Genomic DNA, 12,784 nt, shown 5'->3' on the forward strand with positions numbered 1-12,784 from the left:
TAACATTTTGCTAAAAAAATCACTCTTACTCTTCGCCCTCTTCACTTTGGCCGCCATTTGCAAGCCACTCTGCAAGAACTTCAGCTTCTTTAGGTGTAGCTAGGTTAGCAGGCATAGAGCCTTGTCCGTTAACTATAACGTTTGCGATTTCTTCTTGAGATAGACGTTCACCAACATCTGTCAATGCAGGTGCAGCACCTGCGCCTTCCAAGTTACCGCCGTGACAGCCGATACAAGAGTTTTGTTGGTAAAGCTCTTCTGCAGTCAATTCTACAGTTTCATCTTCACCGGATGCAATTTTTTCAGCCTGATCAAGTCCAACGAAAGATAATAGGAACATTAGTCCAAGACCTAATACCGCGATAAATGCAAAAGGAATAAGCGGATTACGATTCATGCTATTCAAACCTCCTTATGTACATGTACGTGTGTCTTATCTTATACAAGCACTCTCTATTTTACTTTATATTTTACTATAGGAAAAGACTTAATTGCCAACTTCTCTCGTAAATTCACAGTTTAGACAAAAACCTTCATCACATAGATGAAGGTTTCTATATTTGTTGGTTATATTGTACCTCAAAATGAGAAAAGTGATGTGTTTTTGGAAAAATAATTTTGAAACCGATAAACACCGCTGTTGATTTCCGCACCGGGCTTCGCTTTCCGCGGGACGGTGCTTGAGCCTCCTCACAACGCTTCAGGGGTCCAACCTACCGTTACTCCCCCGCTGGAGTCTACGCCCTGTGCTCCAATCAACAGCTAGAAATCCTTTTACTATACACCCAAAGATCTTGCTATAACCATTCTTTGGACTTCGGAGGTTCCTTCGCCGATTTCTAGCAGTTTTCCATCGCGCATGAAACGTTCTACGTGGTATTCTTTCATGTATCCGTAGCCGCCATGGAGTTGAACAGCTTGATCTGCAATTTCCATGCACACTTCGGATGCATATAGTTTACACATGGATGCTTCTTTAGAGAATGGTCTTCCTTGGTCCTTTAACCAGGCCGCTTTATAAACCATCGTTCTGGCAAGTTCAAGTTTCATTGCCATGTCTGCAAGTTTAAATTGGTTGACTTGAAAACTAGATAAGGAACGGCCGAATTGTTTTCGCTCTTTCGAGTAAGCGAGCGCTCGCTCAAAAGCTGCCTGTGCGATTCCTACAGCCATTGCGCCAATACCGATACGCCCTCCATCAAGAGTAATCAGGAACTGTCTAAAGCCCTCTCCTCGTTTACCCAAAAGGTTTTCCTGCGGCACACGTACATCTTCGAGGACTAATTCTGTGGTGTTTGATGCATTCAGACCCATTTTTTCATAGTTATCAATTACTTGAAATCCTTTGGCATCCGTTGGAACGATGACAGCTGAGATTTCTTTTTCGTTACCTTTTTTATCGGTAATGGCGGTTAAGGCCAAATGCTTTGCGTAAGAGGCATTCGTAATGAAGCACTTATTGCCATTGATGATATAATCCTCACCGTCTTCTACAGCGGTTGTCATGGTACCACCTGCATCAGAGCCGGCGTTAGGTTCGGTCAATCCGAATGCACCGAGTGATTCACCTGTACAAATAGGAACAAGGTAATTACGCTTTTGTTCCTCTGTGCCGAAAAGGTTAAGCGGTGCTCCACCTAATGAAACATGGGCGGAGTATGTGATACCTGTTGATCCACAAGCCCTGCTCAACTCTTCCACCACTATGGCAAAGCTGACCGTATCAGCGCCTGCTCCTTCATATTCTTCTGGGAAAGGAAGCCCCATCATACCTAATTGTGATAACTGTTGAAATACTTCAACAGGGAATTTTTTATCCCGATCTCGTTGGAGAGCTCCCGGAGCAACTACTTCATCTGAAAACTCTCTAATTGTTTTCTTAATCATCGCTTGTTCTGACGTTAAATCAAAGTTCAAAATCTTTCCCCCCTTGTTGTTTGGAAAACATTAGCTAGAGCTAGTCTTTCTCTTCCAACCTGCATCATATTGAATACGCTTTCATTTGTATTATAATAGATATGAGGGAATTTTCACAACTTTTAAAAATGCCTAAATTATCAAGAAGTTACATTAATATAATATTAGCGACAAATATAATCATCATGATAATTGCAGAAATGTTTAAGTAGTACCATTTCTTCATGTAGCCGATTGTAAACCACATTAGAATCTGAAAGGTGATAATGATAAAGGTTAATGGCAACTGAAAGGATAAAACCTCAAGGGATTTTATGGAAAAAATAAGCACAAGCAAAGCAATGACAAAGACTGGTATATGTATGAAAGATTGTTCTTTTCGAAAAACAAAATATCCGAACAGAGAAAGAAGAACAAAAAAAGTTACCAGGAGCATTTGCAAATGAACTGGCATTTCAGTAAAATAAATGACAAGAAATGTTATTGGAACGAATAAAGAAATCAGACATGCAAAAAAGATGGAGAATAGTTTCCCCTTACCTTTTGCTGGTTGTTCCTCGCCCTCACCTTCTGTATAAAGGGCCAGCAGATAGTCGCAATATTGTTCTGGCAGGAGACGGTTTCTTTTCCAATACCCGATTTCTTGAATGATGGTTTCTTTTCGTTGTTTATTCACTGTGTTAACACTCCAATTACAGGTCTAAATATCGATAACTGAATATTATAAAAGTATCGAATTGCAAAAAAAGAGAAATAGCTTACTCTTTTCAAGAAAAAGCAAACTATTTCTATATGCCTGATTCTATTCAAGAAAATCTTTCAGACGTTTACTGCGGCTAGGATGTCTCAGCTTACGAAGAGCTTTAGCTTCAATTTGTCGGATACGTTCTCTAGTTACTCCAAAGACTTTTCCTACTTCTTCAAGAGTACGAGTGCGTCCGTCATCTAAGCCGAATCTCAGTCTTAATACATTTTCTTCACGGTCTGTGAGTGTATCAAGTACATCTTCCAACTGTTCTTTCAACAATTCATATGCTGCATGATCAGAAGGCGAAGTTGCGTCTTGGTCCTCAATAAAGTCTCCAAGATGAGAGTCATCCTCTTCACCGATTGGTGTCTCCAGTGACACAGGCTCTTGGGCAATCTTAAGGATTTCACGTACTTTGTCTGGTGTTAAATCCATGTCTTCTGCGATTTCTTCAGGACTTGGTTCGCGCCCTAGATCTTGTAACAATTGACGTTGAACACGAATAAGCTTGTTGATGGTTTCAACCATATGCACAGGGATACGGATCGTTCTTGCTTGGTCAGCAATTGCACGGGTAATAGCTTGGCGAATCCACCAGGTTGCATATGTAGAAAACTTGAATCCTTTACGATAATCAAATTTTTCTACCGCTTTGATCAGACCCATGTTGCCTTCTTGGATCAAATCAAGGAATAGCATTCCACGGCCTACATAACGCTTTGCTATACTTACAACTAGACGAAGGTTTGCTTCTGCAAGTCGACGTTTCGCCTCTTCGTCACCTTCTTCGATTCGGTTTGCCAGACTGATCTCTTCCTCCGCGGAAAGTAGATCGACGCGTCCGATTTCCTTAAGATACATTCTAACCGGGTCATTGATCTTAACACCAGGCGGTACAGTCAAATCATTTAGGTCAAACTCTTCTTCCTTAGCAAGCTGCTGCGTATTTGGATCATCGTCTGATTCAGCTTCTCCGATGATTTCCACACCCTGTTCGCCAAGGTACTCGTAGTACTCATCCATTTGATCGGACTCTATCTCAAAGCCAGCCATTTTTTCGGCTATCTCCTCATAGGTTAGGACACCACGTTTTTTACCTACTTCGGTTAGTTGTTCTTTTACTTGTTCGATGGTCAATTCTGTTTCCATCTCTTTTGATTGTGCTGATTTTTCAGCCATCAACTGTCCCCTCCTTCCAACATTGAACGCGATAAAGAGGTATATTTATTGTTTTAACTCTTTTTTCATTTGGATTATTTCCATCGCGATTTGTGCAGCACCAAGATAATCGTTTTGTGCTTCTGCTTGTTTCTTGTCTTGTTCTTTTTCTTTTATTGTTAACAATTTTGGATAATTAAACACCTGTTTCATATAATCATGTAGCACTGCATCACTTAATTCGTCTTCAAGTGTCAGCATACCAAGCTCAGAAATGATTTTCTTAAGCGCCTGCTCAGGAATGCGCTCCATGAATATACTGATATTCGGCTCGTAGCCCTCTTCGTAGAAAGCATATAGGTAGGTTGCAATCGCACGGTGCTCTTCGATGATAAAGGCGCCTTCAATCGAAGCTTGCACCTTTTCAGAAACTGCCCTATCTTTGAGCATATGTGCGAGCAAATAGCGTTCAGCATTTAAATAAGCCGGTTTTAACGCTTGTGTGAAGATTTTGGGCTTGTTAGGTATATTTATTCTATTCTGCTCGTTATAATCCTTTTTTTGCAGTAAAGATTTATACACTTGAAACTGTTGCTGCTTTAAAGCGTCCAAAGAGATGGAAAATTCATCAGCTAGCTGACGAAGGTAATGATCCCGTTCAACCGCTTTTGTCAGCATGCTAATTTCTTTCAGAACATCTTCCACATACCGCATCCGTTCGCCTTCATCTTTCATGTTCCTGCCTTTACGTAAGTACCTGAGCTTAAATGCCATGAACGTTAGGCTTGCCCCTATTACATCCTGCTTAAACGAGTCTGATCCTTTACTACGGATATAGTCATCAGGGTCCATTTTATCTGGCATCATGGCAATTCTCACGTAACACCCTTGTTGAATAAGGATGTTTGCTGCCCTGTACGCTGCTTCAATTCCTGCATTATCCCCGTCATAACAGATGGTAACATGTTCAACATGTCTCCGAATAATGCGGGCTTGGTCCTCTGTCAAGGAGGTTCCCATTGTGGCAATTCCATTAGGTAACCCCGCTCCGTCTGCAGCGATGACGTCGGCAAATCCTTCAAATAGGATAACCTGCTCCTGCTTTCTTATGTGAGGACGGGCCTGATGGAAATTGTATAGGATTTTACTTTTATTAAAAAGTGGGGTCTCGGGTGAATTCAAATATTTTGGTTCACCTTCTCCAAGCACCCTCCCAGAAAAGGCTATAACATTTCCTTTGTGATCATGGATCGGAAACATAATTCGATTTCTGAAACGGTCAAAATATTCAGCTGTATGCTCCTTTTCAATTAAAAGACCGGCCTTTTCCAACAACTGCTGGTTGTAACCCCTTTTCGTAAGGAATTTCAAGGCAAAGTCCCAGCTGTTAAGTGCATAGCCAACACCGAATTTTTTTAGCGTTTCATCGGTAAACCCTCTTCCGGTCACATAATCATATGCTTCTTGGCCCTCTTTTGTATTCAAGAGTAAATGATGGTAAAATTTATGCAAAAGTAGATGTGCATCCATCATCCATTTTGTTTCTTTCGACTGTCCTGATTGTTCTGTTGCAGTAAATTCCGGCACTTCCACTTCCACATTGGAGGACTTGGCAAGTTTTTGGGCAGCTTCTACAAAACTGACACCCTCGATCTCCATGACGAAATTAAAAGCATTACCGCCTGCACCACAACCAAAGCAGTGATAGATTTGCTTGTCTGGGGAAACAGAGAAAGAAGGAGTACTTTCACCATGGAAGGGACATAGTCCGAAATAATTACGTCCTTGCTTTTTTAATTGCACATATTCACTTATAACATCAACAATGTCGGTAGACTGTCTAATCTGATCAATTGTTTGTTCAGGAATCCGATAATTCATAACAACACTCCGTGACTTACTATTTCTATCTCTATTCGAGAATTCCTGCAATTTTCGACAAAGTTTTTTTAAGCGATTGAACAAATCTTTCTCTGTCTTTCATTGTGAAAGCTTTCGGGCCCTTGGAATAGTTCCCTTTTCTCCGTTCTTTCGCAGATAAAAATCTCATATGCAAGCTCAGTTCCATTTCACTCTCTTCATACTCTTTTCCACGAGGAGTGAGAACATAAACGTTCTTGGACACAAGCATGCTTGCTAGACCAATATCTTGGGTGACTACTACATCATCCTTCTTTGAATGATTCAAAATGTAAAGGTCTGCAGATTCTTTTTCATCATCCACATAGACCCATTTTCCTTCAGTTTTATTGGTCATGACATGGGAATAAGAAGCTACGTAGCACACATCCACTTTATATGTATGACTTATTCTACTTATTTCATCTTTAACAGGACACGCATCCGCGTCCACCAAAATAATAGGTTTGCGATTATTTTGCATGTTAAATGGTTTCTACATCCCTTCCCAAAAACCTTCTTTTTTCGATATGTTTTTTGTAGTTGTCGAACGAAACTGTTATATTGCCCTTGACTTATAGCTATTTTTAGTTTATTCGATAATCCATCACTCTAAACCCTATCGAGGAATTTTTTATCACAATTTTTTATTATAATATAAACTTTTCAAATTGACTACTGTTTCACATCGAAATAAACGTATTCAAAGGTCAAGAAAAAGAGCACTCCTAAAAGCGCTCTTTACTTCAGACGGTTATTATAAATGTTAGAAATAAGGTTAGCCGTTTCTTCTACGGCTTTATTCGTAACATCTATCACTTCACAACCTATTTTATTTACGACCGTTTCAAAAAATGCCAACTCTTCTTTAATTCTTTCAAGGTTTGCATATGCCGCTTTATCGTTAAGCCCCAATGCTTTCAATCTTTCTTTACGGATATCATTTAACTTTTCAGGAGAGATCTTCAGACCGAAACATTTTTCAGGATTCACTTTGAAAAGTTCTTCTGGCGGATCAACCTCTGGAACGATCGGTACGTTTGCCACTTTTAGGCGTTTATGCGCTAGATATTGGGATAAAGGCGTTTTAGACGTTCTTGATACCCCTACCAACACGATATCCGCTTTGATGATTCCCCTCGGATCTCTTCCGTCATCATATTTCACAGCAAATTCTACTGCTTCAATTTTTTTGAAATAATCGTCATCCAACTTTCTAACCAACCCAGGTTGGTACTTAGGTTTGATTCCGTATTCCTGTTCCATTAAGTCCACTAGCGGTCCGATGATGTCATAGACCTGCACGCCTTCTTTGATGGCCAGTTCCAACAGATGCTTTCTCATTTCAGGGACAACAAGTGTAAAGGCGATAAGGCCTTGATTAAGTTTTGCAATGGAGACTACTTCCGACAATGTTGCAATGTCTTCTACATAAGGAATTCTTTTGAGATGGAAGTTCGCCCCATTAAATTGGCTTATAGCCGCTTTTACTGCCAACTCTGCAGTTTCTCCGACAGAATCAGATACGATATATACGGTACGCTTTTCCATGATTCTCCTCCAATCTAGATAATTTCATCGTGTGCCAGGGCAACCAGCACTTTTGTAATATTCGTTTTTGTAATTCTACCGATTACTTCATAGCCTTTATCCGTTTGCTTAACGACTGGAAGAGCATCTATTTGTTTTTCGATCAATTTTTTCGCCACGTCAATAATCAAATCTTCTTTAAAGCAATAGGTAACATTAGGCATTCTTGTCATAATAATATTAACCGGTATGGAAGTTAACTCCTGTTTACCGATACTGGCCCTCAAAAGGTCCTTTCTTGAAAGCACTCCGACAATGATAGAGAAGTTGTCCACCACAAAGAGCGTTCCTACATCTTCTAGGAACATGGTGCAGATTGCATCATAAACGGAAACACTTTCATGGACAACAACCGGGATGGACTGATGGTCGTTCACCTGAATTTTATTTATTTTATCGGATAGTAGCTGCGATCCCGTTTTTCCCGTATAGAAATAACCGACTCGAGGGCGAGCATCTAAGTATCCTGCCATGGTCAAAATTGCTAGATCGGGACGAAGGGTTGCCCGAGTTAAGTTAAGTTGATCAGCTATTGCTTCACCGGTGATGGGCCCTTGTTCTTTGACTATTTGCAATATAGTTTCTTGCCGCTTATTCAGTTCGATTTTCGTTCACCACCTATTGGGTTAATGTCAAACTCTATTGTCCAGCTCCGGGCACCCAGCGGCTATCAAACTTCCCTCGCCTCCTTACGATAAGCTCAACATCGAATCGCTAACGCTCTTCGTGTTTCCTTTATCTCATACGGCTCAGTCCAGTTTGTACGCAGCTGAACGGGCACCCTCCGCTTTTCTATTTGTGACATACTGTATATGTAAATGATATATACTAATTATACTGATAAACAGAAGAATTGGAAAGAGGCTGACTAAATATTGTGAGGAATGCTTTAGTCAGCCTCTTTCGTGTGTTAACTATTTTACCATAGGGTTATAGGTTTGTCTTTTTTAATCACTTAACCATAATGCCATTTACGTTTCCGAAAATGGAGATAACCTTAGCCATATCCGCCATAAGGGCGAGACGGTTTGTTTTTACCGCTTCATCATCTGTCATTACCATGATGTTATCAAAGAATGCATCGATGGCTGGTTTTAAGGAAGCAAGTTCTTCATACGCTACAGAGAAATCCTGGTCTGCCGCCGCACGGATAACCTGTTCTTTTTTGTTGTTAAATTGCTTATAAAGCTCTTGTTCTTGCTCCTGGCTTAACAGGTTTTCTTGAACTTCAGCAGAAAGGGTTGCTTTCTTGGCGATGTTGCATACTCGGCTTAAAGATTCCATTGTATCTTTAAATCCTTCTTCATTTTTCTTCGTTTCAAGCGTCTCTGCTTTTTTCACAGTGGAACAAACATTCTCTAGCGGAAGTTCTAACAGTGCATCCACAATATCGTAACGAACGCCACGCTCTGAAAGGTTGTTTTTCAGACGCAACTTAAAGAATACAAGTAAGTCTTCCAGGATAGCTTCTGTTTCCTTCTTTGCAATTCCTTTTTCTGCATAACGTTCTACTACTGATTGCATGAATGCTTCTAAAGAAAAGGTCCACTTTTTATTGATAATAGTTTGTATGATACCAGATGCCTGACGTCTTAACGCGTAAGGATCTTGTGAACCTGTAGGAATAACACCTATAGCAAAGAATCCAACAATGGTATCCATCTTTTCTGCAATACTTAAAATAGCACCTACATCGGAGGAAGCTGTCTGATCTTCTGCAGATCGAGGCATATAATGTTCGTTGATCGCCTTTGCAACTACCGGACTTTCACCCTTTGCCAGGGCATATTTTTCACCCATGATTCCCTGTAATTCAGGAAATTCATAAACCATATGGGACACTAGATCAAATTTATAGATAGAGGCTGCACGTGCTACATGCTTCTGTGCTTCATTGTCCACATCTACGATTTTAGCCAGGTCTGTTGCGATGCTCTGAACACGTCTCACTTTATCGCCAGTCGTTCCGATTTCCTCATGAAATACGATTTTATCGAGCTTTTTGACCGCATTTTCAATGATCATCTTTTCGTCTTCCTTAGAGAAAAAGGCCGCATCAGATAATCTTGCACGTAATACTTTTTCGTTTCCTCTTGCCACATTATCTAAGTTCTCATGATTACCATTACGCACCGTTACAAAATACGGTAAAAGAGTTCCTTCTTCACTTTTCACAGGGAAATAACGCTGATGTTCCTTCATGGAGGTGATCAGTACTTCTTCAGGCAAGCTGAGATAGTCCGACTCAAACGTACCGAATAATGCAGTTGGATACTCCACAAGGTTGTTTACTTCTTCCAAAAGATCTTCATCCACAGGAATGTTCCAGCCATTCTCTTCTCCTATTGTGGATAGTTGCTTTCTAATTGCTTCTTTTCGTTCCGTTGCGTCGACAATGACATAGTTGGAAAGCAGTTCTTCCACATAACTACCGGCGTCCTTCAGCTCCACTTGACCTCCAAGAAAACGATGCCCCGTGGAAACTCGGTCGGACTTCACTTTTGCAATCTCAACTGGTATTACTTCTTCACCGAATAAAGCAATCAACCATTTAATCGGTCTAACATACTTTAGGTCCTCATCTGCCCAACGCATATTCTTTGGAAAATGCAGGCTTGTTGCAACAGAAGCAATGGAACTTAGTATTTCTTTGGTATCTTTTCCTTCTACATGCTTTTGGACATGCACATATTCCACGCCGTTTATTTCTTTAAAATAGATATCTTCAACCGTTAACCCTTGGCCTCTTGTAAAGCCTTGAGCGGCCTTTGACCATTCACCGTCCGCTGAAAGGGCAACCTTTTTAGCAGGACCTTTCGCTTCCAAGGTAACATCTTCTTGTCTTTCTACAAGGCCTTTGATTAGGACTGCAAGCCTTCTTGGAGTAGAGTATGCTTGGATGTTTTCGTAAGCCAGCTGGTTTGTTTCAAGCCAAGATTTCACTTTTTCCTGAAGCTGATTCATGGAATCCGTTACAAATCGAGCCGGCATCTCTTCTAAACCGATTTCAAATAAAAAGTCTCTTTTACTCATTAGTGCTCTCCTCCTTTTTCAAAATTGGGAACCCAAGTTTTTCTCTTTCTTCATAGAAGGTTCTTGCCACTTTTCGGGCCAAATTCCTTACACGACCGATATAGCCTGTTCGTTCGGTTACAGAAATGGCTCCGCGTGCGTCCAATTGGTTGAATGTATGGGAGCATTTTAAAACATAATCATAAGCGGGGTGCACAAGACCATGGTCCATCTGGCTGTGCGCCTCTTTTTCGTATATATCAAACAATGTGAACAACATATCTGGATCAGATGTTTCAAATGTATATTTGGAATGCTCATATTCTGGTTGAAGGAAGATATCACGAACAGTGAATCCCTCCGTCCATTCTAGGTCAAATACATTTTCTTTGTCCTGAATGTAAGAGGCAAGACGCTCGATACCATAAGTGATTTCTACTGAAACCGGTTTACATTCAATGCCGCCTACCTGTTGGAAGTAAGTAAATTGAGTGATTTCCATTCCATCCAGCCAAACTTCCCATCCAAGTCCTGCTGCTCCAAGGGTTGGTGCTTCCCAGTTATCTTCTACAAATCGGATGTCATGTTTAAGTGGGTCGATTCCTAGTTTTTTTAGTGATTCCAAGTATAGTTCTTGGATGTTGTCTGGAGATGGCTTCATGATTACTTGGAATTGGTGATGTTGGTACAGGCGGTTTGGGTTTTCGCCGTAACGGCCGTCAACTGGCCTTCTGGATGGTTCGACGTATGCTACGTTCCATGGCTCAGGTCCGATGCTTCTTAAGAATGTGTAGGGGCTCATTGTTCCGGCACCTTTTTCTACGTCGTAGGCTTGCATGAGGATACAGCCTTGTTCTGACCAGTGGTTTTGCAGGGTCAGGATCATGTTTTGGATGTTCATTTTGACACCTTCCTTTTTTAGTTGTTGCTGGTGACTCCTTTCGATTTCCGTTCCAGGTGTTCGCTTTCCGCGGGACGGTGCTTGAGCCTCCTCACAACGCTTGCGGGTCTCAATCTACCGTTACTGCCCCGCTGGAGTCTCACACCTTGCACTCCAATCTACAGGGAAACTTACTCATCCTTAGCCACCACTAATTCTGATTTTAATATGTTGGCTGTAGGACAAAAAGGGAGAACCTCTTGTCTCTATGCCAACAGTTGTTGTCAGCATAGGGACGAGAGATTCTCCCGCGGTTCCACCCTATTTGTAAAAAGGAATAGCCTTTTTACCACTTTATCCGTATTGCTCCAGAACGCCTTCCTTATCTCTTGATTCCCTAGCTCCCACCGCCCTAGGTTCGCTTTAATCGAGTTTGATAAGTACTACTTTCCTTCAACGCAATCTTTATAGATGTAATTGGATAATAAATGATTTTTACTACAAAGTCAATCTGGTTTCCCCTTTTTTTCGGGAAGATTTGCTCGCAATGAACCTAGTTGCTTCAGAAAGCGCTTGGATTTTAACATTATCCCAGAATAGGCTTCATAATATTCATCTATAATGAAACGCAGCTCTTTCCTTGTCTCCTCTTTTAAAGACAGATTCCCGATTCTATTGAGGTCATAATAGTAAAACGTACGTAAAAGGCGCAGCGTTGATGGAGCGACCTTTATTAAATATGGATCTTTGTGAAAGCATCTGTTGCAGAGGAAACCTCCTTCTTTAATAGAAAAGGAAAATGTTCCTTCTGTTGCTCCACAAGATGCACAGCGGTTAAGTTCCGGTGTAATACCGATAACATCACACATCTTCATTTCAAAGATGAACGTCAATATCTCTGCATCGTATCCGTCATCAATACAGTGAAGCACCTGGTAGAGAAGCTCATAAAGCGGCGTGTTCCGCTTTCCTTCATCAGTTGTTTTGTCCATCAACTCTACGATATAGGATGCATAGGCTGTGAGAAAGATATCCTCCCGGATGGACCTCATGGAGTCCATGATTTCTCCTTGCTGGAGACTGCCTAAACCTGTCCCTCTTTGAAAAACGAAGGTCCCGTGAGAAAATAATTGGGAAATAGCAGTAAAGCGACTGCTTGGTTTGTTTGCACCTCTTGCCATTACCCCTACTTTTCCTAACTCTTTTGAGTAGATGGTAACAATTTTATTATTTTCTCCATAAGCATTCGTTCGAATGACAATGCCTTCACATTTATGTAGCAAATCGTACACCGTCCATTATTTAGGCTTTTATTAATTGTAAGGTTTGCATAATAAAAAGGCAATCCACAACACTTATGTGTGTAAATCACCTTAATAACTAATCATCTGTCATTATGAAATTGGTAAGTCACTATTTGCTAGCTCTTCTGTCTGTTCGGGTATATCGCCATTTTCTTTCTCAAGCTCTTTAAAAAGAAGATAGGTATCAATATTACCTGTTTCTTTAAAGACCTTCCAGGTAAAATCCAACATTGTAAACTCCACCCTTTCTGTAGTAAAGACCAGCATGCCTATTCC

The 12,784-nt window shown here is 40.8% G+C and carries 12 protein-coding genes; all 12 read right to left on the reverse strand.

Annotated elements, in window-relative coordinates:
• Nucleotides 1–25 precede the first annotated feature (25 nt).
• Nucleotides 26–397, reverse strand: a complete 372-nt coding sequence (gene cccA, locus LG307_RS15440) for a cytochrome c550 (RefSeq protein ID WP_404443738.1) — start codon at nucleotides 395–397, stop codon at nucleotides 26–28.
• Between the two features lie 380 nt (nucleotides 398–777).
• A complete protein-coding gene (locus LG307_RS15445; protein WP_404443741.1) occupies nucleotides 778–1,917 on the reverse strand; it encodes an acyl-CoA dehydrogenase family protein in 1,140 nt (379 codons plus the stop codon).
• Nucleotides 1,918–2,065: 148 nt separating this feature from the next.
• Nucleotides 2,066–2,593, reverse strand: coding sequence for a hypothetical protein (locus LG307_RS15450; RefSeq protein ID WP_404443743.1), 528 nt, complete (start codon nucleotides 2,591–2,593; stop codon nucleotides 2,066–2,068).
• Between the two features lie 126 nt (nucleotides 2,594–2,719).
• Nucleotides 2,720–3,844 carry an RNA polymerase sigma factor RpoD gene (rpoD, locus tag LG307_RS15455; protein WP_064099988.1) on the reverse strand — a complete coding sequence of 375 codons (1,125 nt, stop codon included), beginning with the start codon at nucleotides 3,842–3,844 and terminating at the stop codon, nucleotides 2,720–2,722.
• Between the two features lie 45 nt (nucleotides 3,845–3,889).
• A complete protein-coding gene (gene dnaG, locus LG307_RS15460) occupies nucleotides 3,890–5,704 on the reverse strand; it encodes a DNA primase (protein ID WP_404443745.1) in 1,815 nt (604 codons plus the stop codon).
• Nucleotides 5,705–5,735: 31 nt separating this feature from the next.
• Nucleotides 5,736–6,206, reverse strand: coding sequence for a YaiI/YqxD family protein (locus LG307_RS15465; protein ID WP_404443747.1), 471 nt, complete (start codon nucleotides 6,204–6,206; stop codon nucleotides 5,736–5,738).
• Between the two features lie 257 nt (nucleotides 6,207–6,463).
• A complete protein-coding gene (locus LG307_RS15470) occupies nucleotides 6,464–7,273 on the reverse strand; it encodes a pyruvate, water dikinase regulatory protein (RefSeq protein WP_404443750.1) in 810 nt (269 codons plus the stop codon).
• Between the two features lie 14 nt (nucleotides 7,274–7,287).
• Nucleotides 7,288–7,917 carry a helix-turn-helix transcriptional regulator gene (locus LG307_RS15475; protein WP_082380827.1) on the reverse strand — a complete coding sequence of 210 codons (630 nt, stop codon included), beginning with the start codon at nucleotides 7,915–7,917 and terminating at the stop codon, nucleotides 7,288–7,290.
• Nucleotides 7,918–8,263: 346 nt separating this feature from the next.
• A complete protein-coding gene (gene glyS / locus LG307_RS15480) occupies nucleotides 8,264–10,345 on the reverse strand; it encodes a glycine--tRNA ligase subunit beta (RefSeq protein ID WP_404443753.1) in 2,082 nt (693 codons plus the stop codon).
• Nucleotides 10,338–11,225 carry a glycine--tRNA ligase subunit alpha gene (gene glyQ, locus LG307_RS15485; RefSeq protein ID WP_404443755.1) on the reverse strand — a complete coding sequence of 296 codons (888 nt, stop codon included), beginning with the start codon at nucleotides 11,223–11,225 and terminating at the stop codon, nucleotides 10,338–10,340. The genes glyS and glyQ overlap by 8 nt, the downstream gene beginning before the upstream one ends.
• A gap of 485 nt (nucleotides 11,226–11,710) precedes the next feature.
• Entirely contained in the window at nucleotides 11,711–12,487 is a 777-nt protein-coding gene (gene recO, locus LG307_RS15490) for a DNA repair protein RecO (RefSeq protein WP_404443757.1), read from the reverse strand.
• Nucleotides 12,488–12,598: 111 nt separating this feature from the next.
• Entirely contained in the window at nucleotides 12,599–12,739 is a 141-nt protein-coding gene (locus tag LG307_RS15495; protein WP_404443760.1) for a YqzL family protein, read from the reverse strand.
• Nucleotides 12,740–12,784: the final 45 nt, after the last annotated feature.

Origin of the sequence: Sutcliffiella horikoshii (genome assembly GCF_044809035.1) — a bacterium.
Taxonomy (GTDB): Bacteria; Bacillota; Bacilli; order Bacillales; family Bacillaceae_I; genus Sutcliffiella_A; species Sutcliffiella_A horikoshii_G.

Bases quoted from the DNA above. Each gene is read 5' to 3' on its own strand.
- rpoD (WP_064099988.1), bottom strand. From the start codon at position 3,844: ATGGCTGAAAAATCAGCACAATCAAAAGAGATGGAAACAGAATTGACC.
- glyQ (WP_404443755.1), bottom strand. From the start codon at position 11,225: ATGAACATCCAAAACATGATCCTGACCCTGCAAAACCACTGGTCAGAA.
- glyS (WP_404443753.1), bottom strand. From the start codon at position 10,345: ATGAGTAAAAGAGACTTTTTATTTGAAATCGGTTTAGAAGAGATGCCG.
- LG307_RS15465 (WP_404443747.1), bottom strand. From the start codon at position 6,206: ATGCAAAATAATCGCAAACCTATTATTTTGGTGGACGCGGATGCGTGT.
- cccA (WP_404443738.1), bottom strand. From the start codon at position 397: ATGAATCGTAATCCGCTTATTCCTTTTGCATTTATCGCGGTATTAGGT.
- dnaG (WP_404443745.1), bottom strand. From the start codon at position 5,704: ATGAATTATCGGATTCCTGAACAAACAATTGATCAGATTAGACAGTCT.
- LG307_RS15495 (WP_404443760.1), bottom strand. From the start codon at position 12,739: ATGTTGGATTTTACCTGGAAGGTCTTTAAAGAAACAGGTAATATTGAT.
- LG307_RS15470 (WP_404443750.1), bottom strand. From the start codon at position 7,273: ATGGAAAAGCGTACCGTATATATCGTATCTGATTCTGTCGGAGAAACT.